General features: G+C 72.9%; 15 protein-coding genes. 5 read left to right on the top strand and 10 right to left on the bottom strand.

What is annotated here, in order from left to right; genetic code table 11:
* Positions 1–17 precede the first annotated feature (17 nt).
* Positions 18–224: a type A2 lantipeptide gene (locus tag ACLZOT_RS12900; RefSeq protein WP_416968968.1), complete on the bottom strand. Its 207-nt coding sequence runs from the start codon at positions 222–224 to the stop codon at positions 18–20.
* 706 nt (positions 225–930) lie between these two features.
* On the opposite strand from ACLZOT_RS12900, the gene ACLZOT_RS12895 reads away from it, so the two are divergent.
* The gene (locus ACLZOT_RS12895; RefSeq protein ID WP_416968967.1) at positions 931–2,358 is read left to right on the top strand and encodes a S1 family peptidase; all 1,428 of its coding nucleotides are present in this window, start codon (positions 931–933) and stop codon (positions 2,356–2,358) included.
* A 98-nt stretch (positions 2,359–2,456) separates the two neighbouring features.
* Here the strand turns inward: ACLZOT_RS12895 and ACLZOT_RS12890 are convergent, their stop codons facing one another.
* Positions 2,457–4,460 carry a SpoIIE family protein phosphatase gene (locus tag ACLZOT_RS12890; protein WP_416969069.1) on the bottom strand — a complete coding sequence of 668 codons (2,004 nt, stop codon included), beginning with the start codon at positions 4,458–4,460 and terminating at the stop codon, positions 2,457–2,459.
* 318 nt (positions 4,461–4,778) lie between these two features.
* Between ACLZOT_RS12890 and ACLZOT_RS12885 the strand changes: the two genes are divergently transcribed.
* Entirely contained in the window at positions 4,779–5,387 is a 609-nt protein-coding gene (locus ACLZOT_RS12885; RefSeq protein WP_416968966.1) for a LuxR C-terminal-related transcriptional regulator, read from the top strand.
* On the opposite strand, the gene ACLZOT_RS12880 is transcribed toward ACLZOT_RS12885, so the two are convergent.
* The 4 genes from ACLZOT_RS12880 to lanKC form a co-directional block, all read right to left on the bottom strand.
* Positions 5,382–7,328 (bottom strand): ATP-binding cassette domain-containing protein, encoded by a 1,947-nt coding sequence (locus ACLZOT_RS12880; protein WP_416968965.1) that lies wholly within the window; start codon positions 7,326–7,328, stop codon positions 5,382–5,384. The genes ACLZOT_RS12885 and ACLZOT_RS12880 overlap by 6 nt on opposite strands.
* On the bottom strand, positions 7,325–9,118 hold the full coding sequence (locus ACLZOT_RS12875; RefSeq protein ID WP_416968964.1) for an ABC transporter ATP-binding protein: 1,794 nt from the start codon (positions 9,116–9,118) through the stop codon (positions 7,325–7,327). Before ACLZOT_RS12875 ends, ACLZOT_RS12880 begins: the two co-directional genes overlap by 4 nt.
* Before the next feature lie 105 nt (positions 9,119–9,223).
* Positions 9,224–9,334, bottom strand: a complete 111-nt coding sequence (locus tag ACLZOT_RS12870; protein WP_416968963.1) for a SapB/AmfS family lanthipeptide — start codon at positions 9,332–9,334, stop codon at positions 9,224–9,226.
* 51 nt (positions 9,335–9,385) lie between these two features.
* A complete protein-coding gene (gene lanKC, locus ACLZOT_RS12865) occupies positions 9,386–12,004 on the bottom strand; it encodes a class III lanthionine synthetase LanKC (RefSeq protein ID WP_416968962.1) in 2,619 nt (872 codons plus the stop codon).
* Positions 12,005–12,270: 266 nt separating this feature from the next.
* On the opposite strand from lanKC, the gene ACLZOT_RS12860 reads away from it, so the two are divergent.
* Positions 12,271–14,655, top strand: a complete 2,385-nt coding sequence (locus ACLZOT_RS12860) for a SpoIIE family protein phosphatase (protein WP_416968961.1) — start codon at positions 12,271–12,273, stop codon at positions 14,653–14,655.
* A 236-nt stretch (positions 14,656–14,891) separates the two neighbouring features.
* On the opposite strand, the gene ACLZOT_RS12855 is transcribed toward ACLZOT_RS12860, so the two are convergent.
* Together ACLZOT_RS12855 and ACLZOT_RS12850 are read right to left on the bottom strand one after the other, a co-directional pair.
* A complete protein-coding gene (locus ACLZOT_RS12855) occupies positions 14,892–15,770 on the bottom strand; it encodes an oxygenase MpaB family protein (RefSeq protein ID WP_416968960.1) in 879 nt (292 codons plus the stop codon).
* A gap of 41 nt (positions 15,771–15,811) precedes the next feature.
* The gene (locus tag ACLZOT_RS12850; protein ID WP_416968959.1) at positions 15,812–16,870 is read right to left on the bottom strand and encodes an alpha/beta hydrolase; all 1,059 of its coding nucleotides are present in this window, start codon (positions 16,868–16,870) and stop codon (positions 15,812–15,814) included.
* 209 nt (positions 16,871–17,079) lie between these two features.
* Between ACLZOT_RS12850 and ACLZOT_RS12845 the strand changes: the two genes are divergently transcribed.
* Positions 17,080–18,933 (top strand): endoglycosylceramidase, encoded by a 1,854-nt coding sequence (locus ACLZOT_RS12845; protein ID WP_416968958.1) that lies wholly within the window; start codon positions 17,080–17,082, stop codon positions 18,931–18,933.
* Positions 18,934–18,983: 50 nt separating this feature from the next.
* Here the strand turns inward: ACLZOT_RS12845 and ACLZOT_RS12840 are convergent, their stop codons facing one another.
* Positions 18,984–20,228 carry a YncE family protein gene (locus ACLZOT_RS12840; protein ID WP_416968957.1) on the bottom strand — a complete coding sequence of 415 codons (1,245 nt, stop codon included), beginning with the start codon at positions 20,226–20,228 and terminating at the stop codon, positions 18,984–18,986.
* Between the two features lie 169 nt (positions 20,229–20,397).
* On the opposite strand from ACLZOT_RS12840, the gene ACLZOT_RS12835 reads away from it, so the two are divergent.
* Positions 20,398–21,081, top strand: coding sequence for a TetR/AcrR family transcriptional regulator (locus ACLZOT_RS12835; protein ID WP_416968956.1), 684 nt, complete (start codon positions 20,398–20,400; stop codon positions 21,079–21,081).
* A gap of 141 nt (positions 21,082–21,222) precedes the next feature.
* On the opposite strand, the gene ACLZOT_RS12830 is transcribed toward ACLZOT_RS12835, so the two are convergent.
* Positions 21,223–22,434 (bottom strand): glycosyltransferase, encoded by a 1,212-nt coding sequence (locus ACLZOT_RS12830; RefSeq protein ID WP_416969068.1) that lies wholly within the window; start codon positions 22,432–22,434, stop codon positions 21,223–21,225.
* Between the last annotated feature and the right edge of the window lie 161 nt (positions 22,435–22,595).

The raw sequence follows: 22,595 nt of genomic DNA, 5'->3' as shown, positions 1-22,595 counted from the left end.
CGACTGCGAGGCGTCGATCAGAGACCGGCGACCAGGTTGGTGACCGGGGCCACGCTCAGGCCGGTGACACCCTCGACCGTGCCGACGGCGGTGTTGAGGATGCCGGAGACCGGGACGATGCCGTCGACCAGGTCGGTGACGGTGCCCAGGGCGTTGAGGGTCAGGCCGCCGGAGACGTTGTCGAGCTCGGCGTCGGAGATCTCGACGGTCTGGATGGAGTCCATGATGGAACTGCCTTTCCTGATGGAGGTGCTTGAGGGGGTGACCCCCGTAGGCCGGGGGAGCGGGCCCCCTCGGGGGGACGACTGGATCAAAGCAGTCCGGCACCCGGGCTTCCAATCAATCGCCTGTCACCCGAGGGCAGTTGAGGGCCGATCCGTGAGCGGCCGTGCACACGCGTCCACGGCACGCCGCCGACTTCTTCACACGAAGCCACTTGAACGCTCGGATGAGCGCGGTGCGCTGTCGAGGCGAATCCGGCACTCCGCCGTCAAACGTTGCGGCGTCCTTGCGGAGTTGTGCGGGAAGTGCGACCGAGGTGGCCCGGATGGGCAATCGATGTGCAGATTCCCCGGGGCGAAGATTCGGCCGGGAATTGTCGGCGGAAAGTTACCGGCTGGTCACTCAGGGGTCCCGGAGTGGGGGTTCCCGCCAGGACCGGCGGTATTCGGACAACCGGCGACGGTCCGGAAGAGGTCCTTCCTCTTCTGGTGGGCGAGTTGCCCGGACAGATCGTGCCGGTTTCGGTGCCGGTCAACGGCATATGGGGGGTTGGCCGATTCCCCGTTGCTCCCCGGCCGTTCGCAAAGAAATGGGAAACACGTTTGAACGCCCTTCCGGGGACCCGCGTACTCATGGCCAACCAGGCGCCGCTGTACGGAGCTGCCGACGAGGCAGCACAAGACCCCGTCCCTCAGGAGGTCGAAGAACTTGAGTCACAAGCGAATCCCGAAGCGCAAGGCAGCGATAGCCGTGGGCGGTGTGGCCGCGCTCGGCGCGGCGGCACTCCTGCTGCCCAACGCGAACGCTTCGCAGGACGGTGACACGAACGCCTCCTCCGTCACGCCGAGGACGCTGAAGTCCTCCGGTGACGTCTCCGACCTCGCCTCCCAGCTCTCGAAGCTGCTCGGTGACGCGTTCGCCGGCTCCTACTACGACTCCGACGCCAGCCAGCTGGTCGTCAACGTCGTGAACGTCTCCGGCGACAAGAACAACGTCATCGTCGCCGCGCAGAAGGCCGGCGCGAAGGTCCGCGAGGTCGCCAACAGCGCGGACAAGCTGGAGTCGGCCGCCCAGACCCTCAAGGCGCAGGCCACCATCCCCGGCACGTCGTGGGCCGTCGACCCCAGAACGAACAAGGTCCTCGTCACCGCCGACTCCACGGTCACCGGCTCCAAGTGGAACCAGCTCGAATCGACCGTCAACGCGCTCGGCGCGAACGTCGCGACCGTGAAGAAGTCGGCCGGCACCTTCAAGACCTTCCTCTCCGGCGGTGACGCCATCTTCGCCGGCGGCGCCCGCTGCTCGGCCGGCTTCAACGTCACGGCCGGCGACGGCTCGCCCGCCTTCCTCACCGCCGGGCACTGCGGTGTCGCGGAGGAGCAGTGGGCCGACGCCGCGAACGGCCAGCCGATCGCCACCGTCGACCAGGCCGTCTTCCCCGGCGAGGGCGACTTCGCGCTCGTCAAGTACGACGACCCGAACACGCAGGCGCCGAGCGACGTCAACATCGGCGGCGGCCAGAACGTCCAGATCCTCCAGGCCGCCGACGCGACCGTGGGCACCCAGGTGTTCCGCATGGGCTCGACCACCGGCCTCAACGACGGCCAGATCGTCGGCCTCGACGCCACCGTCAACTACCCCGAGGGCACCGTCACCGGCCTCATCCAGACCAACGTCTGCGCCGAGCCCGGCGACAGCGGCGGCTCCCTCTTCACGCAGGACGGCAGCGCGATCGGCCTCACCTCCGGCGGCGCCGGCGACTGCACGGTCGGCGGCGAGACGTTCTTCCAGCCGGTGACGACCGCCCTCCAGGCGACGGGCGCGACCCTGAACGGCGCGGGCGCGGGTGCCGGTGCCGGTGCCGGTGACCAGGCGGGCAACGGCGCTGGTGACCAGGCCGGTCAGGAGGCCGGCAACGGCCAGGACGCCGGTAACGGGCAGGACACGGGCAACGGCGTCGGCGACAACGGCGCGGGCAACGAGAACGGCGCGGGCCAGGAAGCCGGCAACGGCGCTGCCGACAACGGCCTGAACGAGAACCAGAACAACAACCAGGGCGTCGGCGACAACCAGAACAACAACCAGGACCAGAACAACAACCAGAAGCAGAACCAGCAGAGCGGCCAGCACAACTGATCAGCTGAGCCAAGGGCCGGGCGCCTGAAAAGCCCGGCCGACCGAAGAGTCCGGCCCTCTCCCCCCTGGAGGGCCGGACTCTCCACGTCCACCCCCGCTCACCCCTCCGCCCGCAGCAACAGCAACGCCACATCGTCCAACCGGTCCTCCGCAGCCGCGTACCTCCCCACCAACGCGTCCGCCACCTCCTCCAACGGCCGCCCTCCGTACTCCGCCAGCCGCCCCGCGAGCCCCGTCACCCCCTCCTCGATGTCCACCCCCGGCACCTCCACCAGCCCGTCGGTGTACAGCGCGAGCACCGCTCCCGGCTCCAACGCCACCTCGGTCGTCGGATAGACGGCCCCCGCGTCGATCCCGAGCAGCGGCCCCCCGGCGAGATCCAGCACCCGCACCCGCCCGTCCGCCCGGCGCAGCAGCGGCGGCGGATGCCCGGCCCGCGCCATCACGACCCGCCCCCGCGCCGGATCCAGCCGCAGATACAGGCAGCTCGCGAACAGCTCCGCGCCGAGGTCGAGGAGCAGCCGGTTCGTCCCGCGCATCACCTCCCCGGGCTCCTGCCCGACGGCCGTGTACGCCCGTACCGCCGTCCTGAGCTGCCCCATCAGCCCCGCCGCCGTCACGTTGTGCCCCTGCACGTCCCCGATGACGGCCGCCGGGAACGGCCGGGAGGGCACCAGGTCGTAGAAGTCGCCGCCGATCTCCATGCCCCGCGTCGCCGGCAGATAGCGGGCGGTCGCGCACAGCCCCGGCAACTGAGGCAGGGAGTGGGGGAGGAGCGCGGCCTGCAAGCCGTGCGCGAGCCGGTTCTTCGCGTCGTACAGCAGCGCCCGGTCCAGGGCCTGCGCGATCAGCCCCGCGAGGCTCGTGAGGACGGCCCGCTCGTGGGTGGAGAACTCGTGCGGCTCGGCGTACGCGAGGACGCAGGCGCCGACCGGCCGGCCGGAGGCGATCAGCGGGAGGTAGGCCCAGGCCGCGAAGCCGTCCGGGGTCGTGTTCCGGTCCGGGTAGAGGTGTTCGAGCTGGCGCCGGGAGGCGAAGAACGCCGGCAGCCCGGTCGCCAGCGCGTGCGTGCCCGGGGTGCGGTCGGTGAGCGGGAGGCCGTCCCAGCGCTCCACGGTCGCCGGGTCCGGGTACCCGTGCTGCCCCAGCACGTGCAGCCGCCCCGCCTGCGACCCCAGCAGCACCAGCGCCTGGCTCCCCACGGCCGGCGCGATCTCCCGCGCGACGAGCCGGACGACGTCGGCGACGCTCACCGTCTCGGTCAGCGCGCCCGACAGGCTCAGCGCCTGCGAGAGGGTGACCAGGGACGGCGCGTCCTCGGCGCGCGGGGTCCCGGCCTCCGCCCGCGCCCGCCCGATCCGCACGCTCAGCCCGTCCGTGCCCGGGTACAGCCGGAACGACAGCCACTCCGACGGCGGCTTCAGCGCCACGAACGAGGTCGGGATCTGGCCGATCAGCGCGGCCCGGTACCGCTCCTCGTACCCCGGGTCGTCCAGCCACGGCACCGACGCCCACAGCCGGGTCCCCGTCAGCCGGGCGACCGGCACGCCGAGCAGCCGTGCGGCGGCGGAGTTCGCGAAGTCGACGCGCCCGTGCAGGTCGAGTGAGCACAGGCCGTACGGCAGCCGTGCCACCAGCCGCGCGGCCTCCGGTGCCGTACCCGTCCGCACCCCGAGGACGTCCCGCTCCGAGCCGACCGCGTCGGCCCGCTCCAGGCGCAGCGCGAGGCGCCGGCAGCCGCCGGTGAGCTGCCGGCGCTCCTCCTCGGAGAGGTCGGCGGGCCGGCCGCCCGGCCAGGTCACGAAGACCGCGCCGTACACGGTGGACGGGGTCGCGACGGGGAGGGCCGCGAGGGCGAAGGGGTACGGCAGGACGACCGCGATCCGGGGGAAGCGGCGGGCCATCTCCTCCTCGCCGCCGACCCAGACGAGCCGCCGGTCGCGCACCGCCTCGGCGACCGGCAGGGGCGCGCTCAGCCCGACCCGCTCCCAGGGCGCGGCGAACGCGCGGGGCAGCCCGGCCATCACCGCCATCTCCAGGACGGGTTCCTCCTCGGAGAGGAGGTAGACGGCCCCCGAGTGGGCGCCCACGGCGTCCATCATCGAGGTCAGCCCCTGGGACAGCGGCGGCCCCGCGGCCGGCGGCACGTCCACCGCGACCACCTCCTCGCCAGGCCGTGCGGTCGGGAACAAATCTCCCCCGATACGGCGCGGAGCGCACGGCGAGGGCCCGAGCCCGTACCCCCTCGAACCGTTCATAGGCACCCGTATCGAAGCGTGCGGCGGCGTCCGGGCGCCGTATGTGCGCCCCCGCGCATCCCTGTGGCCGGTTCTTCGCGCTCCGAAACGGAGGCGGGCGCCAAGAATGGGGCACGCATCAAATACGACGAGCCGGTGGGCGGGCGAGCCGAAGGGACGTAAGTGATCCGGGTACTTCTGGTGCACGACGAGGGACTGGTGCGGACGGTGCTGGCGAGATGGCTCGCTCGGGAGAGCGACCTGCGGGTGTACGACACGCCGTGGCGTGGCGCGTACGCGCGGGTACGGAGCGTACGGCCCCTCGTGTGCGCGGCGGACCTCGACTGCACGGACAGCTACGGCATCCCCCCGCTGGGCGAGCTGTGCGCTCCCGGGGGCGACCGCATCGCGCCCCGCCTGCTGGTCCTCGCCCGGGCGAACCGCCCCGGCCTGCTGAAACGCGCGCTCGAAGCGGGGGCGCTCGGCTACGTCGACAAGGCGGGGCCGCCCGAGCAGTTACTCGACGGAATCCGGACCGTCGCCCAGGGGGAACGTTTCATCAACGACTCCCTCGGGTTCGGATTCCTCAAGGCGGCGCAGATGCCCCTGACCCGCCGCGAACTGAGCGTGCTGACGCTCGCCGCCGAGGGGGTGTCGATGGCGGAGATCGCGGGGCGGCTGCATCTGTCGCACGGGACCGTGCGCAACTACATGGCGGCGATCACCCGCAAGACCGGGGCGCGCAACCGGATCGACGCGATCCGGATATCGCAGGGGCAGGGGTGGTTATGAGGGCGCACCAGGTCCTTCGGGCGCCTCGGGCGCTGCCCAGCGGCCCACGAGGTCGCGGTACAGGGGTGAGGTCTCCAGGAGCTGCGGGTGCGTGCCGTACGCGGTGTCCGCGCCGTCCATGACCAGGATCCGGTCCGCCCGGCGGGCCGAGGCGATGCGGTGCGCGACGACGACGAGCGTGCCGCCCGGCCGCCTCGCGAACGCCCGCTCCGCGCGCTCCTCGGCCACCGGGTCCAGGTGCGAGGTCGCCTCGTCCAGCAGGGCCAGCGGAGCGGGGGACAGGTAGGCACGGGTCAGCGCGATCAACTGGCGCTCGCCCGTGGACAGGGCGGCCGGATCGAGCAGCGCGTCCGGGCCGCCCAGCCGCCTCATCAGGCCGGCCATCCCGACCGCCTCGGCACCGGACCACAGCTCGGCCTCCGGCACCGCGTCCGCGCGCAGGTAGGTCAGGTTCTCGGCGAGGGTCCCGGTGAACACGTACGCCTCCTGCGGGATCAGCACCCGCCGCGCCCGCGCGTCCGGGGCCGCCCGGCCACCGATCCTGACCTCGCCCCCGGTCGGCGTCAGCGTCGCCGCGATCAGCGCGGTGAGCGTGGACTTGCCGATGCCGCTGGGGCCTACGACGGTGAGGTGGGCGCCCGGGGGGAGGGTGAGGGTGAGGCCGTCGAGGACGGGGGTGGAGGCGGGGCCGTAGGCGAAGGTGAGGTCGGTGAGGGTGAGGGCGGCGCGGGCGGTTCGGTTCGGGGGTGCCGGGATGGGAGCGGGAGCGGGGGGCGCGTGAGGGGAGTCCGGCGGCGGGGGCGTGTTCGCCGTCAGGCGGCGCAGGACCACCGTCAGCCGTGAGCCGCTCGCCCCGAGCCCGTGCACCAGGGCGTTGAGAGCGGGCAGCAGGGACTGCGTGACGTACGCGAACGCGCCCACCAGGGCACCCGGCGTGACGTCGTGGCCGAGGAGCCAGGGGGCCGTCAACAGGAGCAGGACGATGGGGAGTTGGCCCCCCACGGCCAGCGCGAGGATCCGCGTGACGCTCCAGCGGGCCAGCGCGCGGGCCGCCCGGAACTCCGCGTCGACCAGACGCGCGGTCCCCTCCTCCACGTTCCGCTCCGCGCCCGCCGCGGTGATGTCCCGCAGCCCCGGACAGACCGTGCCGAGATGCGCGGCCAGGGCCTCGTCCGCACGGAGGTACGCCTCCTGGCGGCGGGCCAGGGGACGCAGGGTGAGGACGAACAGGGCGACCCCTGCGGCGAGGGGCGGCAGGACGACGGCCAGCAGCACCGGGGCGAGCGAGAACAGGCCGACGAGCGCGCCGACGGACGTGAACACGAAGGAGCGGGAGACCAGGACGAGCCCGGCGGAGGTGTCCCGCGCGATCTCGACCTGCTGGGTCACCCCCGACAGCGCACCCCGGTCGGCGTCCCTGACCCCCCGCCGCACGACACCGGCGACCAGCCGGTCCCGCAGCGGCTCCACGAGGTCCGCGACCGCCCCGTACACCTTCCCGGTCCCCACCGCCCCGGCCAGCACCCCGGCCGCGCCCACCGCGAGCCACCCCGTCCCGGTCCCGGCCCGCCCCACGAGAAACCCCTCGTCCAGGGCCTTGGCGAGCGCGTACCCGAGCAGGAAACTCTGCCCCGCTTCGAGGAGGGACCACAGGGAGAGGCGCAGGAGGACGGCCCGGTGGGAGAGGAGGTAGCGGAGGGCACGGGGGAGGAGGGGGGTGGGGGAGGGCGGGGGCGTCGGCGCGGCTCGGGATGCTGTTGGCGCGAGCGTTGTGGGGGGGCCGGGTTCGAGGGGGCCCGAGTCGTCGGCTGTGCGGTGGGTGCCGGCGGTGGCGTCGGTCCGGGGCAGGGTGTCGCGCCCCTCACCTGCGCGGCGGCCCTGCCCCGGCAGCCCGCGCCCGTCGGCGGCACCGGCGTCCCGCCCGGAGTTCTCGCGCCTCACCGCGCCCCCTCCCCGTCCCCGCTCGCCTCGACGCCCGCACCCGAGCGCACAGGAACGCCAGCCCCCGTGACGCCCCCCTCCACAGCGCCTCCATGCTCACAGTCGTCCCCCGCGGCACTCTCACCCTCCTTCTCCCCGAACAGCTCCCGGTACTCCGCCACCCCCCACAACTCCCGGTGCGTCCCCACGGCCCGGATCCTCCCCTCCTCCATCCAGGCGACCGCGTCCGCGCGGGCCGCCGTCGACGCGCGGTGGGTCACCAGGAGGCGGGTCGTCGGGGTGGCCGGGGAGAGGAGGGCCCGCGTGACGCGGTGTTCCGTGATCGTGTCGAGGCTGGAGAGCGCGTCGTCGAGGACGAGGAGCCGGGCGGGCCGGGCGAACGCGCGGGCGAGGCCGAGGCGCTGGGACTCGCCGCCGGAGTGGGGGGCGTCGGCGCAGGGGGTGCCGTAGCCCTGGGGGAGGCGTGTGATGTAGGCGTGGGCGTGGGAGGCGCGGGCCGCTGCCTCGACGCCGTGGTGGGTGGGGAGGCCGAGGGCGATGGTGTCCGCGATCGTCGTGCCGAGGAGGACGGGCCGGTCGAAGGCGCAGGAGATCGCGGCCCGCAGCTCCGCGTGGCCGAGCGTGTGGAGGGGGACGCCGTCGAGGAGGACCTCCCCGTCGGCCGGGTCGGTCAGGCGTGCCGCGAGGGCCGCCAGCAGCGACTTGCCCGACCCGCTGCGCCCGACGACCGCGAGGGCCGTACCGCCGGGGACGGTGAGGTCGACGCCGTCCAGGACGACCCGCCCGCCGCGCAGGGCCCGTACGCCGCGCAGCTCCAGCCGTCCCGGCCCGGCCGGCAGACGGCGTCCGCCGTACGCGGGAGGCTCCTCGGCGTGGACCTCCGCGAGCCGTTGCGCGCCGGCCCGCGCCCGGACGAGCCCCGCCAGCTGCCCCGTGAGCACGCCCACCCCGGTCGCGAGGACGGCGTACCGGGAAGCGGCGAGCAGGTCGCCGGGGGAGAGGCGGTGACGGGCGAGGAGGAACCCGGCGACGGCGATCACGCCGAGCTGCAGGAGCGGCGCGACGGCGACGGCCTGTGCGGCGGCCCGCCCCTGCACGTGCCACATGCGCCGCCCCGCGTCGGAGAGTTCGGGCAGCGGCCGCAGGACGCGGGCGGCGTCGCGGTCCGCGCTCCCGGCGGCCTCGATGGTCCGGGCCCCGTCGACGGCCTCGGAGAGCGCGGCGGCGATCCGCCCCTGCACGTTCTGGTAGCGCACCACGCACTCGGACGTGTCCCGGGCGAGCACCCGCAGCAGCAGCGCCAGCACCGGTGCCCCCGCGAGGAACACGACGGCGAGCCACGGATCGAGCACCCCGAGCGCCACGACCCCGCCGACGGGCCCGGCCACCGACGCGGCCAGCGCGGCCCGCGCCGCGGGTGACGCCCCCGCCTGCGCCCCGCTCCCCACGACCCGCGCGACCAGGTCCCCCGCCTCGAACCGCCCCCGGGTCCCCAGCGCGAGGACGTGCCGGACGGCCCCCCGCCGCACGTACGCGGCCGTCCGGGCGTCCACGGTCCCCGTCAGGACGCTTTCGCACCCGTCCAGCACGACCGTCACCAGCACCAGCCCCGCACACCATCCCACCCAGCGTCCCGCGTCCTGCCCGGCGAGCAGCAGGTCCAGCGCCCGCCCCAGCACGGCGGGCAGCGCCAGCCCCGCCCCGGTGGCGCCGACGCTCACCAGCGCCAGCAGCGCACACCGCCCCCCGCTGTGCCGGGCGGCGTCCCTGAGCAACTCCCGTGTCCGCACCGGCTCCCCTTTCCCGAGCGTGCACGACCCCGAGGGCCGTTCCCGTGACGGGACCGGCCCTCAAGGCTCCGTGCTAGCGACGACAGAGCGGCGTCGTCTCCTTGATCAGAGACAGAGCAGGACGCTCGCGGCGCTCACGCAGGACAGCAGGCTGAGCGTGCTCGGGCCGCCGGTGTACTCCTCGGACTCCATCGTCTGCAGGTCGAGCAGTGCCATGGTGTGCTCCTTCCGGGTAGTCCCGTCGATTCCTGTGGGGACGGGGCGGTTTCACGGCCGCGCGGATGACGCGGTCGTGCTCTGGGGCCGCCGCGCGGGCGGCGGGAGGAACGGCAGGTGTGCGGCGGTGGCGTCCTCGGCGAGGGCCGAGGCGACCGCCAGCAGACAGCCGGCCGTTCCGGTGGCGAGGTCCATGGACAGGCGCATCATCTGGTGGCCGGGGAAGGCGAGCTGTCCCCGATAGGGCATGGCGAGCCAGTCCAGCGCGTCGATCTGCGCGGTGAGGTGCGCGCCCGTGGCCCCCGGGGCCGTCGTACGGGCTAGGTGCAGGATCATCCCGGCGCGGCCCTGGAGCAGTCCGGGCTGGGCGTAGAAGCGGCAGGTCGCGGCGGTGAGGATGCCGGTGCGGGCCTGCTCGAAGGCGTCGTCGGCGGTGTGCGCCAGGTAGTCGTCGAGGACGAGTCCGATGCCCGCGCTGCCGTCGCCGAGGTAGGGCATCGTCCGCCACACCTCGTCGACCTCCAGCGCCCCGCTCTCCTGGACGACACACCCGTCGAGGTCCCGGCGCAGCGCGGTCGCCGCAGCCTCCAGCAGGGCCTTGTCGCCGGTGCGTTCGTAGTGCCGCAGCAGGAACAGGGCCGGTCCGGTCGCGCCCCGCATGAGGCCCGCGCGCGGCCGGGGCTTGTCCGGCCGGGGCTCGGCGAGCCGCTCGACGAGGAGACCCGCGGCCTCGTCCGCCCGCGCCGCCAAGGACGCCTCGCCGGTCAGGTCGGCGAGGCCGGACAGCACGAGCCCGAGGCCCGCGAGGCCGCCCTGGAGATCGGAGGAGAGCTTCTGCCAGCGCTCGCGCAGGATCCCGGAGACCAGGTCGAGGGCGCGCTCGCGGTGACCGAGGAGCGCGAGGACGTGCGCGACGCCCGCGAGACCGTCGTACAGGCCGAGCGGGGTGCCCAGGGGCGGTGGGGCCGTGTGGTCGAGGAGCCAGCGCTCGCCCTCCTCGTAGGGGCCCGCGCCCGCCGCGCGCAGCGCGTACAGGACGCCCGCCGCGCCGTGCGCGATCCCGAGGCCGCCGCCCTCCGAGAACTGGGCGACGTCGCCGGGGAAGAGCCGGTCGGTACGGTCCGGGGTCGCCGACGCGAGGATCGCCTTCACCATCGAGTCCCGGCTGTGCGGCCACGCCGCGGGGGCGGGCCAGGAGGCGCGCGCGCCGGTCCCGTCCCCCGTCGGGGCCGACGCGCCGTACGAGGGCTCGCGGGTGATCTCGGCGACCGCCTCGGCGAGGAACGCGCGCGGCACGTCCGGGAACTGGTCCGCGATCACCTCGGCGAGGTGCGCGGCCTTGCTCCGGTCGACCACGAACAGCGTCGTCACCGGCAGGAACAGGGCGAGCCGCAGACAGGCGAGGGCGTAGCGGTCGATGTCGGCGCCTCTGCGGTCCGGCGGCGCGAAGAAACCGGGGTGCGCGACGACCTGGCGGGCGTTCGCGGTGACCGGCGCCGCCGCCTCGAAGTCCAGCAGGCTCACCGACTCGTCGGGTCCGACCATGATGTTGAAGACGTGCAGGTCGTTGAAGACGATCCCGCGCGCGTGCACGGCCGCCACCGCCCGCTCCACCTTGCCGTGGACGCGCACCGCCCACGCCGTGTACGCGGCGACCTTCTCCGGGTCCGGGTCGGGCACCAGCAGCGGATGCCGTTCCGCGAAGAACGCGTTGAGGGGCCGCCCCTCCAGGAAGTCCATGACGAGGAACCGGTGCCCGCCCAGCTCGAACCAGTCCCGCACCTCCGGCACCACCCCGGTCCCGGAGACCGCCTGGAGCGCCCGCATCTCCCGCTCCAGCCGCGCGATGGCGTCGGCCCCGTCGGAGGCGAGCCCCGCGAACGGCCGCCCCTCCTTGAGGACGACCTTCTCCCCGGTCCGCGTGTCGGTGCCCTGGTAGACGCCGCCCCCGTTGGAGAAGTGCAGCGCCTTCTCGATCGTGTACGGCAGCTCGCCGACCGTCGTCGTGTTGCGGGCCGCGAGGTGAGGTTCGAGGAACTTCGGCAGCGTCACCCACTCCGGGACCTGGAACGAGGGCGCCCGGCGGTCGGGCACCAGCGTCCCCGAACCGTCCCGCACCGCCGGCACCAGCGACCCCCGCTCGTCGACCACGAACCGCCGCGCGAACGCGCCGTAGCGGACGTACAGCGGGCCGTCGTACCAGCGCAGGTCGGTGAGGACGTACGGCCCCTCGAAGCCCTCCAGGAGCGCTCCCAGCTCGCGCAGGACCTCGTGGAGCTGGTCCTCGCCCGCCGGGTAGACGGTGACGAACTTGCCGCTGCCGTCACGGGCCGCGTACTTCGTGTTGCGCAGGTGCAGCAGGTGCGGGCCCGGCACGAACTTGAAGGGGATGCGGCGCGGCACGCAGTAGTCCCACACGATGCCCGCGATCTTCTCCGCGTTCTCCCGGGTGGCCGAGGCGTGGATCTTCCAGCCCTGCTCCGGGCCCTCGGCATGCTGAGGGGTCAGGGTCAGCCAGTCGCCGGAACGCGCCGACTCCCAGCCCGCCGGCACCGGCCTGCGCGCCGTCGCGTACCACCCCGCGGACTCGTCCCGGCCGGCGCCCAGCCGGTCCGGCGTCTCGTAGAAGTGCGCGTCCGCCAGCGCGTAGACCTCGTACCGCTTGTCCATGCGTCCCGTCCCCCTCCGTGCCCTCGTGGGCCGGAGTCGAGATTTCCAGGGCGCCGGAGCCGCCGACAGTCACGGCTGTCATGAGATGGACATGCGGAACGCACGGGTAAAGACATGTTCGGGATGTTTCGATCCCCGGCGTCCGCCGGAGTGCGCCCTTCCGCCCCCGAGGCGGCCCCGGAACGCTCCCAGGGGCTGCGCGAACGCGGCGTAAGCGCTGTAATACGGACGTGGTGACTGAGGGTGGTGCGCGGCAGGGAGGGCGGGTGCCGCGTGCCGAAGTGGCCCTCAAGACCGTCGGGGCGGATCCGCACTCCCCCGAACGGGTGAGGCGGACGCTGGAGCAGGCGCTCGTCTTCGCGGGCGCCTCCTGCGCCGCCGGCTACGCCCCAGGCGCCGACGGCCTGCTGTGCCTCGTCGACTCCGCGGGCGTCCCCCGCACTCTGTTCGGGCTGCGCGAGACCTACCCGCCCGACGGGAACTCCCCGGTCGCCGCCGCCGTCCGCACCGGGCGGCCCGTCCGGCTCGGCCCCGGAGACCTCGCCGACTGCGCCGAGGCCCGCCGCATGGCCGCAGGGGAGGTCCACCTGATCGCGCTGCCCGTGCCCGGCGGCTGCCTCGTCGCCGTCGGGGAACGCGCCTTCGACGCCGAGGACCACGCGTGCCTGACCCTCGTCGCCGACGCCCTCGCCTGGCCCGAGCCCCGCCCCGCCCCGCCCGGCCAGGTCGGCGGCGACGGCTTCGCGCTCGCCATGGACACCGGCCGCGTCGAGGTCGGCGACCGGCTCCTGGACCTCTTCGGACTCACCCGCGAACGCTTCGACGGCCGCGTCGAGACCCTCCTCGGCCTCGCCGTCCCCGAGGACCTGCCCGCCCTCATGTCCGTCGTCGAGGCCGACCACATGTCCCTCGGCGACCGCGAACTGGAGTTCCGGGTCATCGGACCGAGCGGTACCCCGCGCTGGCTGCGGCTGCGCGGCCGGCTCGAACCGGCCGAGGCGGGCCGCCCCGTACGGCTCGTCGGGACCGTCGCCGACGCCGCCGCCGTCCGCTCCGAGGTCACCGACGTCGCCCGCGTCCAGCGCCTCGCCGCCGCCCTCTCCACCGCCGGGACCGTCCGCGACGTCAGCCATGCCGTCGTCTCCGCCCTGCGCGGCCCCCTGCGCGCCGACCGGATCGCCCTCGCCGAACTGGAGGGGGAACGCCTCGTCGTCACCGTCCTCGACCCGCCCTACCCCGAGTCCTGGCCCGAGCTGTGGCGCCTGGAGTGGCGCGGCGAATGGCCCGACGCGCCCATGCGGTCCCTGCCGACGCTGGCCGCCGTGCTGCGCGAGGGCCGGGTGCGGATCTGGACCGCCGGAACCGCCCTCGAACCGGCCCTCGGCGAACTCGGCCCCGGCGGGCTCGCGGTGCTGCCGCTGGCCGCCGCGGGCCGTACGGTCGGCGCCTGCCTCGTCGGCTGGAACGCCCCCCACGACTTCGGCCCCGACGAACGCGCCCTCCTCACCGCCTCCGCCGGGCTCGCCGGACAGGCCCTCACCCGCGCCCACGCCTTCGACGCCGAACACGAACTCGTCGGCATGCTCCAACGCCAGCTCCTGCCCCGCAGCCTGCCCCGCCTGCCCGGCGGCGTCGCCGTCGCCCGCTACCTCCCCGCCACGGCCGGCCTGGAGGTCGGCGGCGACTGGTACGACGTCATCCCCCTCCCCGACAACCACGTCGCCCTCGTCATCGGCGACGTCCAGGGCCACAGCACCGCCGCCGCGACCCTCATGGGCCAGATGCGCACCGCGCTGCGCGCCTACTCCACCGAGGGCCACCCGCCCGACGTCGTCGTCGCCCACGCCAACCGCCTCCTCCTCGAACTGGAGACGGACCTCTTCGCCACCTGCGTGTACGTCGACGTCGACATGGAGTCCGGGACGGCCTGGTGCGTCCGCGCCGGGCACCCGCCGGCGACCCTGCGTCACCCGGACGGCTCCACGGAGGTCGCCGACGACGACGGGGGGCCGCCGCTCGGGGTCGTCGCCCAGGCCGACTTCCCGCTCACGCCGCTGCGGCTGCGGGCCGGCACGGTCGTCGCGCTCACCACGGACGGGCTCGTGGAGTCCGCCGCAACGTCCATGGACGAGGGCTTCGAACGGCTCTGTACGGGCCTCTCGGCGGCCGACCCGACCCACCTCGACCTCGTCGCCGACAGCCTCCTCGCCGACGCGCACCGCGGCGACGACATCGCGCTCCTCCTCCTGCGCTACGACGGCATGTCCGTACGGCCCCTCCGCGAGGGCTGGACCGTCTGGCGCGTCCCCGAGGCGGCCCGGCACGCCCGCCGCTTCACCCGGCGCACGCTCAGGAGCTGGGGCATCGAGGACTCCGACATGGACAGCGCCCTCCTGGCCGTGTCCGAACTCGTCACCAACGCCCTGGTCCACACGGAGGGACAGGTACGCCTCGACATGACCCTGCTGGGGCGAAAACTGCGGCTCGCGGTCACCGACACGTCACCCCGGACACCGGTGAAACCGACGGGACTGGGGTGGGAGGCGACCGGGGGGCGGGGGATCCTGCTGGTGGAGGCCATGTCGGAGGTCTGGGGGACGGTACCGGTGAGCGGGGGGAAGCAGGTGTGGTGCGAGCTGTTGTTGGGGTGAGGTGGGGGTGGGGAGGTGGGGGTGAGGGGGCGGTGAGCCGGGGTGGTGTGAGGTGCGGTCGGGCGGCGTGAGGTGCCGCTGGGGCAGCCCGGTCATATGACCCGACCGATTCCCAGCCCTCCGAGCCCGCGCGGTTTCCCGAGTGCTGTCACACCGGCCGCTCTCTGGGCCCGCGTGGCTTTCCGGGCGCTGTTACGCCGGCCGCCCTCCGAGCCCGCGCGGTTTCCCGGGCGTCGTCACGTCAGCCGCCCCCGCGCCGCCGCCTGGATCTTCGACGGCCCCAGTCCCCATTCCAGCGTCCGCCCCACAGCCGTGGCCAATGGCCGGTCCCAGCCGGTGCGGACCGCGGCGGGGCGCCGGATGCCCAGTTCCGTGCGCGCCCAGTCCGGGAGCAGCCCGATCGACGCGTTCATGAGCCGGCCGACCGCCAGCCGCTCCCGCCGGGTACGCCCGAAGCGCCGCAGGAACAGCACCGAGTCCAACGCGGCCGGGGTGGCACAAAGCAGGGGACGCAACCCTTCGAGGTACTCCTCGACCCCGCGAGCCGTACGTGGTACGCCCCGCGCGCCCAGCGCCTCGGCGACGGGGGCGACCTGGTCGTAGTACGCGTCGCACTCGGCGGGGGACAGCCGCTGCGCCCGGGGCGCGTACGCCTGGTGCCCGGCGAGGAAGCTGCGCACCTCGGCGGTGTGCACCCAGGTCAGCAGGCCGGGATCGTCCGCGCGGTACGGACGCCCGTCCGCCGTGGTGCCGTTCACCTTCGTGTGGATCCGCCGGACCAGGTCGATCACCTCGCGCGCGGCCGGCGCCGAGCCGAAGGTCGTCGTCGTGACGAACCGCACGGTCCCGTTCAGCCGCCCCACCGGATCCGCGCGGAAGTCGGAGTGCTGGTCGACCCCCGCCATGGCCAGCGGATGCAGCGACTGGAGCATCAGCGCGGCGAACCCGCCGGTCAGCATCCCGGTGGCCTGCCCGTGCACCCGCCACACCGGATCACCGGGCACGATCCCGAACAACCCCGGATCACCGGGAGGCTCCGCGTACCGCTCCAAGTGCAGATCACCGCCGTGCATGGTCGCCGTCAGCTCCGCGGAGATCCGCTCCCGCAGTCCCACCCGCACCTCCCCAGGTCGTCACCCGAGGGTACCGACACGGCCTAGCGCGGTGCCCGCAGCCACTGGCTGAGCAGCGTGAACGCCTCCGGGTACTCCGCCTTCCACGTGTTGTAGTTGTGCCCGCCGCTGCTCAGGAGCTGCGTACGGATCTCCACCGGCGTCCCCGCGGCGGCCGCCACGAACTGTTCGATGGAGGAGGCGGGGCTCAGCCGGTCCTGCCGGGACGTGGCGAGGAAGAGGCTCACGCGGGCCTTGGTGCCCTTGACCATGTGGGTGGGCGCGTTGCGGCGGCGGACGGCGGGGTCGGTGAGGACCGAGGTGTCGCCGGTCAGCGGATCGGGGTCGAGGGCGGCGCCCGCCCCGAAGACCTTCGGGAACTGCAGCGGCAGTTTCACCGCGCAGAACCCGCCCGTGGAGTACCCGGCGACCCCCCACCCACCGGGCCCGCTCAGGGTCCGGAACTTCGTCCGGACCAGATCCGGCACATCGGCGGAGAGCCAGGTGGCCACCTTGTGGTCGGGCAGGTCACTGCAATCCGTGTCGACGCTCCCCGGGTTCACGACCGGCATCACCAGGATGAAGGGGTGTACGGCGCGCTGCGCCAGCAGGTCCGCGAAGTCGCCCGGCATCCCGCCGTGCTCCAGCCAGGACTGCGGCGACCCCGGCACCCCGTGCAGCAGCATCAGCACCGGGAACCGTTTCGTGCGGTACGCGGCCTCGTCGTACTGCGGCGGCGTCCACACCAGCACCTGCCCGGACAGCAGCGACCTCTTCCCCCGGAAGTACGTGTCGAGGACCCCGTCCTGCGTGCCCTTGCTGAACTTGGCCCGGTCGACCGGCGGCCCCGGCATGGTCATGGCGGTCGTGTTGTCGGTGCCCATCAGGTCGTCCCAGGAGGCGTACAGACCGTAGCTGTTGTTGATCCACACGGCCACCACGGAGATCGCGGTCAACTGGCACACGCCGATCAGCACCGCCTGCACCGCCCACCGCACCACACGCGGCCCCCGAACCCTCGCCCACAGCGCGATGGTCGCCACCACCGCCAGCGCGGTCACCGCCACGAGAACGACGAAGAACGCCGTACCTGTCAGCGACATGACCACCTCCTGATCCTTACCGGACAACTTTGCTACTTCCGTACCAAAGAGACGGGACACGGTCCGTTCATGTTGGCCATGGAACGGTCAAGGATCTTCGCGACCTGCCGAGGGGGTGCGCGTCAGCCGCAGGTGGGATGCAAGAGGTGAGACTTACTCATGAGTCAGAAGTATTGACGCTTTCCGGAAATCGCCCGACTGTAGTGGACATGCCGAATATCCGGGCACGTCTGCTCGCTGTTCTGGTTGTCCTCTGCGGATTCCTGGCGACGCTGGTCCCACCGGCCGGCGCCGCCGCCTCTGTCCCCGACTCCCTGTCGTTCGACGGCACCCCCCTCACCGTCGCGAACGGCCGCTTCGTCGACGGCACCGGCCGCGAGGTCGTGCTGCGCGGCTACAACGTCTCCGGCGAGACCAAACTCGACGAGAACAAGGGCCTGCCCTTCGCCTCGGTCGCCGACGCCAAGAAGTCCGCCACCGCGCTGCGCGCCCTCGGCGGCGGAAACTCCGTACGCTTCCTCCTCTCCTGGGCCTACGCCGAACCCGTACGCGGCCAGCTCGACGCCGCCTACATCTCGGCGGCGACCGCCCAGATCGGCGCCTTCCTGGACGCCGGGATCCGGGTCTACCCCGACTTCCACCAGGACCTCTACTCCCGCTACCTCTTCAACTCCGGCAGCTGGTACACGGGCGACGGCGCTCCCAAGTGGGCCGTGGACCTGGGGGGTTACCCGCAGGAGTCGTGCGGCATCTGCTTCGTCTGGGGCCAGAACATCACCCAGAACAACGCCGTGAAGGCCGGCCAGTACGACTTCTGGCACAACAACCACGGCCTCCAGGACAGCTTCCTGGCGAACGCGCAGCGGGTCATGACGTACCTCAAGCAGAACCTGTCGTCGGACCAGTTCGCCGGGATCATCGGCTTCAACCCCTACAACGAGCCCTACGCCGGCACCTACGACTCCGGCCAGAAGAGCCGGAGTTGGGAACAGAACCTGCTCTGGCCGTTCTACGTGAAGTTCCGCGCCCGGATGGACGCGGCGGGCTGGCAGGACAAGCCCGCGATGATCGAACCCAACCTCTTCTGGAACGGCAACGTCAGCAAGGAGGAGGGCGGCCTCCTCGACGTCGGCACGCTCGGCTCCCGCTACGTCTTCAACACCCACTTCTACGACCAGAAGGCCATCTCCGGCATCCTCATGTGGGGCAACGCCTCCGACGGCCAGTACGTCACCGACTTCGGGACGGTCCGCGACCGCGCCACGGCCACCGGGACGACGGCCATCGTCAGCGAGTTCGGCCACCCCCTCAACGGCTCCACCGCAGGCAAGGCCCCGACCGTCCTCAAGGCCATGTATCAGGCCCTCGACTCCCGGGTGAAGGGCGCCAACTGGTGGTCCACGCCCGCGAGTTCGGGTCCCGTGCTGTCCGGCTCGCAGTGGCAGTGGGACATCTACAACGGACGCCACCACGAGTACATGAACGGCAACCCCGACAAGCTCCTCACCACCGGCGACGGCTGGAACGACGAGGACCTCTCCGCCGTACGCCTCGACGACTCCGGGACGGCGGTGCTGCGGCAGGACGGGCGGCTCGTCGACCGGATCTACCCGAGCGCCACGGCCGGTACGACCCTCGCCTTCACCTACGAGGACCGCTCCCGGGACGGCTCGACCGTGCTGACCTGGAACCCGGTGCCGAGTTCGCTGCCGAACGTGGCCTCGCTCGTCGGGTCGGGGCAGTACAGCGTGCTGGTGTGGCGGTCCAACGGGGGCTCGGCGCCTACCGAGTTGCACCTTCCGGCGACGTTCCCGACGGCCACGACCACCGTCGTGTCCGACCTCGGGACGGTGTACGGGCCTGGCGCTTACTCGGCGTCCACGAAGATCGGGGCGGCGGTCGAGCCGGGCGGCACCGGGAGCCGGCGACTGCTGCTGAGCGCCGCCGACTCGGGGACCCTGCACTACGCGCTGGTCACCAACGGGGCTTCCTCACCGTCGAGTTCGGCGCTGGCGGCGGCCCGTACGGAACTGGCGGGCTGGGTCGCGCAGAAGTTCGGCTGAGCAGGTGACCGTGCCCCCCTTCTGGCTGAAGGGGGGCACGGTTCCCGTGATCAGGACGGGCTCGTCCAGGTGGCCGCGACATGCCCCAGCCGGACGCGCTGCGGGTGGTCGCCCACCGGCACCGACGTCAGCTTCTGGCCGGTCGCGAAGTCGATCGCCGTGACCTGGTCGGCGCCGCTCTCCGAGACGATGCACGCCTTGCCGTCGCCGCTGACCGTCGCCCAGTAGGGCTTGGACGCGGTGACCAGCGGGCCTTCCTGGAGCGTCGTACGGTTCACGACGGTCGCGTAGTCGTCCATCGTGCCCGCGACACACAGCTTGCTGCCGTCCGGGCTCATCGAGATGCCGTGGTGGCGCGAGTCGTTGACGAAGCTGTTGCGCGCGTCGCTGGTCGCCGGGTTCTTCGGCAGGGTCTTCGTGCGGGTGATGCGGTCGGTCGCGAGGTCGTACTCGAAGAAGCCGTTGAAGAACGACACCTGGAAGTAGAGCTTCGACTCGTCCGGCGAGAACACCGCCGGGCGGACCGCGTCCGAGTAGTCGGTCAGGCCGAGCGCGTCCAGCTTCGGACGCATGTCGATAACCTTGACCTGCTGGTACGTGGTCGCGTCGACGACCGTGATGCGCCGGTCGCCCTTCGTCCAGTCCTGCCAGGGCTCGTCGAGGGCCGTGTTCACGTCCCCGATCGCCATGTTGTAGATGTACTTGCCGTCCTTGGTGAAGATGTTCTCGTGCGGCTTGTCGCCGGTGGCGAACTTGCCCAGCTGGCGGCCCGTGGTGATGTCCAGCACGTGCACGGTGTTCGAGGTCGAGGCGGAGACCGCGACGCGGGTGCCGTCGGGGGAGACCGCCATGTGGTCGGAGCGGTAACCCGACACCGGGAAACGCCAGTTGATGGCCCCGGTGGCGAGGTTGATGGACACGACGTCGGCGAAGCTCGGGCGGGAGACGACCACCGACGACCCGTCGGGCGTGGTGTACATGTCGTCCACGAACTGGTCGTGGCCCTCACCGACGCCGTTGCGGATCGCCATGAAGTAGATCCACTTGATCGGGTTGGCGTTGATCTCGGCCATCCGCTGGTCCTTGTCCGGGATGACGTTGATGCGGCCGATCTTCGCGTAGTCGCCGGACGACTTGATGACGTCGGCGGTGCCGTCCCAGTTGTTCCCGACGAACAGCACCTCCCGCAGCGCCGCCGCGTCCGGGGCGGCGTGCGCGGAGGCGACAGGGGCGGCGAGAGTCAGGGCGAGAGCGGCGGCGAGCGTGCACAGGTGCCTGGATCTGGCAGCAGGCATGGGGGGTGTTCCCTCCATCCGAGGGCGGTGACATGGATGAACGCGGCTCGGTCAGATCTGAAGACGTGCGATTCCAGATCTGACTTACTGGAAAGTAAGGAGGGGGTGGCCTTCGCCACAAGACTCCGGACACGACAAAATTGGCCACAGGAACGAACGAGGAGGGTCATTGGCGGGCAGGCTCAAAGGGCCGACCGGCCGGTACGGCGGGAAGAGCGCGGAAGAACGGCAGGCCGAGCGGCGCCGGCGGTTCCTCGCCGCTGCCCTTGAGCTGTTCGGGGGTTCGCCCGGCTACCGGGGCACGACGGTCGCCGCGCTCAGCGAGGCCGCGGGGCTCTCCACCCGCCAGTTCTACGAGGAGTTCCGGTCGCTGGAGGACGTCCTCGCGGCACTGCACCTCCAGGTGAACGACTGGGCCGAGGAGGCGGTGCTCGATACGTTCGCCGCGGTGGACGACCTTCCGCTGGTGGAACGCGTGACCGCGATCTTCCGGGCGTACGCGCGCAACGTCACGACCGACCCGCGCCGGATCCGCATCACGTTCGTGGAGATCGTGGGGGTCAGTCCTCGGCTGGAGTCCCAGCGGCTCGCCCGCCGGGCCCGCTGGATCGACCTCATCGTCGCGGAGGCGTCGGCGGCCGCGCTGCGCGGGGAGGCGGTCGAGCGGGACTACCGCCTCGCGGCGACGGCGTTCATCGGGAGCGTGAACGGGCTGCTGCACGACTGGAGTGCGGGGTGGGTGGAGGCGGGGTTGGACGAGGTGGTGGACGAGCTGGTGAGGCAGTTGCTGGGGATCTTGCGGCCGGTGGGGGAGTGGCCGATCGAGGGGTGGGAGGGAGAGGGAGGGGGGTGAACGGGGGTGGCTGGGTGCGGGCTCGTTGTGGCTGGTCGCGCAGTTCCCCGCGCCCCTTGGGCCGTGGGGGTGGCCGTGAGTTGTCGGGTGACCGGCCGTGGGGTGCGCGCCCGTCGCCCGCAACCGCTCGCCTTCGGTGCTTCACCCTAGCTGTCCCACTGCCTCCACCACCCTCCTCACCCCGTCCTCCCTCCGAACCCGCTCCCCCAACTCCCTCGCCCGCTTCCCGAATTGCGCCTCCCCCGTCGCCCGCCGCAGCGCCCCCGCGAGCCGTTCCGTCGTCAGCCCGCGCAGTGGGATCGCCTCCGGTGCCACCCCCAGCGTGACCAGTCGCCGTGCCCAGAAGCCCTCGTCGAACTGGATCGGCACCGGCACCGAGGGGACCCCGGCGCGGATGCCGGCCGCCGTCGTGCCCGCGCCGCAGTGGTGGACGACCGCCGCCATCCGGGGGAACAGCACCGAGTGCGGTACGTCCTCGATCGTCAGGATGTCGTCCCCCTCTGCCGCCAGGTCCGCCCAACCGCGCTGGATCACTCCCCGGAGTCCGGCCGTCCGCAGCGCGCGGACGATCTGGGCGCTCAGTGCCGCCGGGTCGGGGACCGTCGCGCTGCCCAGGCCGACGAAGACCGGCGGGGGACCGGCGTCCAGGAAGTCCCGTAGGCGCGCGGGGAGTTGTGCTGTCGTGTCGTACGGCCACCAGTAGCCCGTGACCTCCAGGCCGGGGCGCCAGTCGGCGGGGCGCGGGACGACCAGGGGGCTGAAGCCGTGCAGCATCGGGCGGCGGGGCCGGCGCAGGCGGCGCGGGGGGCGTCGTACGCCCAACTCGGCGCGGACGGCGGGGAGTGCGGGGGCGAAGACGTGGTCGACGGAGCGGTCGACGACATGGCCCGCGAGGAGGTTCAGGAGCGGGCCGTAGGAGCCCGCGCCGAGCATCGGGGGCGCGAACTCCCGGGTCGCGGCGATGGGTTGGAGGGGGAGGTCGAGTGCGGGGAGGTCGAGGGCCTCGGCGACGACGTGGCCCAGCGGGGACAGGGACGCCGAGAGCAGCAGCGCGTCGCTCTTGCGGGCCGCCGCGACGACGTCGTACGCCATCTCGCCGACCAGTGACCGGGCGAGACGCACCACGCGGGTGAGTTTGCCGAGGCCGCTGCCGCTGCGGTGCAGGCCCCGGCCGCGCGTGGACTCCAGCTCGGCGCGGGGGTCGACCGGCAGCGCGTGGAAGGCGACACCGGAACCGGCGACGAGGGGTTCGAAGCGGGCGTGGGTGACCAGGGTGACGTCGTGGCCCGCGCCCGCGAGGGCGTGCCCGACTCCGGTGAAGGGGGCCACGTCACCCCGGGAACCCGCTGTCATGATCGCGACTCGCACGACGGACAGTATGGCGGCGCGGGACCCGTGAGGGGGTGAACGACCCTTCGGAAAGAGCCAGTTCACTCTTGTCCCAGCCGTTGACTTCATTACCGGCCGGTTCTATTTTCGGCGCGCGGCACGTTCGATTCGTCGATCTCTGTTCG

This window comes from Streptomyces sp. 4F14 (assembly GCF_048159485.1).
Classification (GTDB): Bacteria; Actinomycetota; Actinomycetes; order Streptomycetales; family Streptomycetaceae; genus Streptomyces.
The sequence above is the reverse complement of the archived record's forward strand: the minus strand, read 5'-3'. Positions and strand labels throughout refer to the sequence as shown.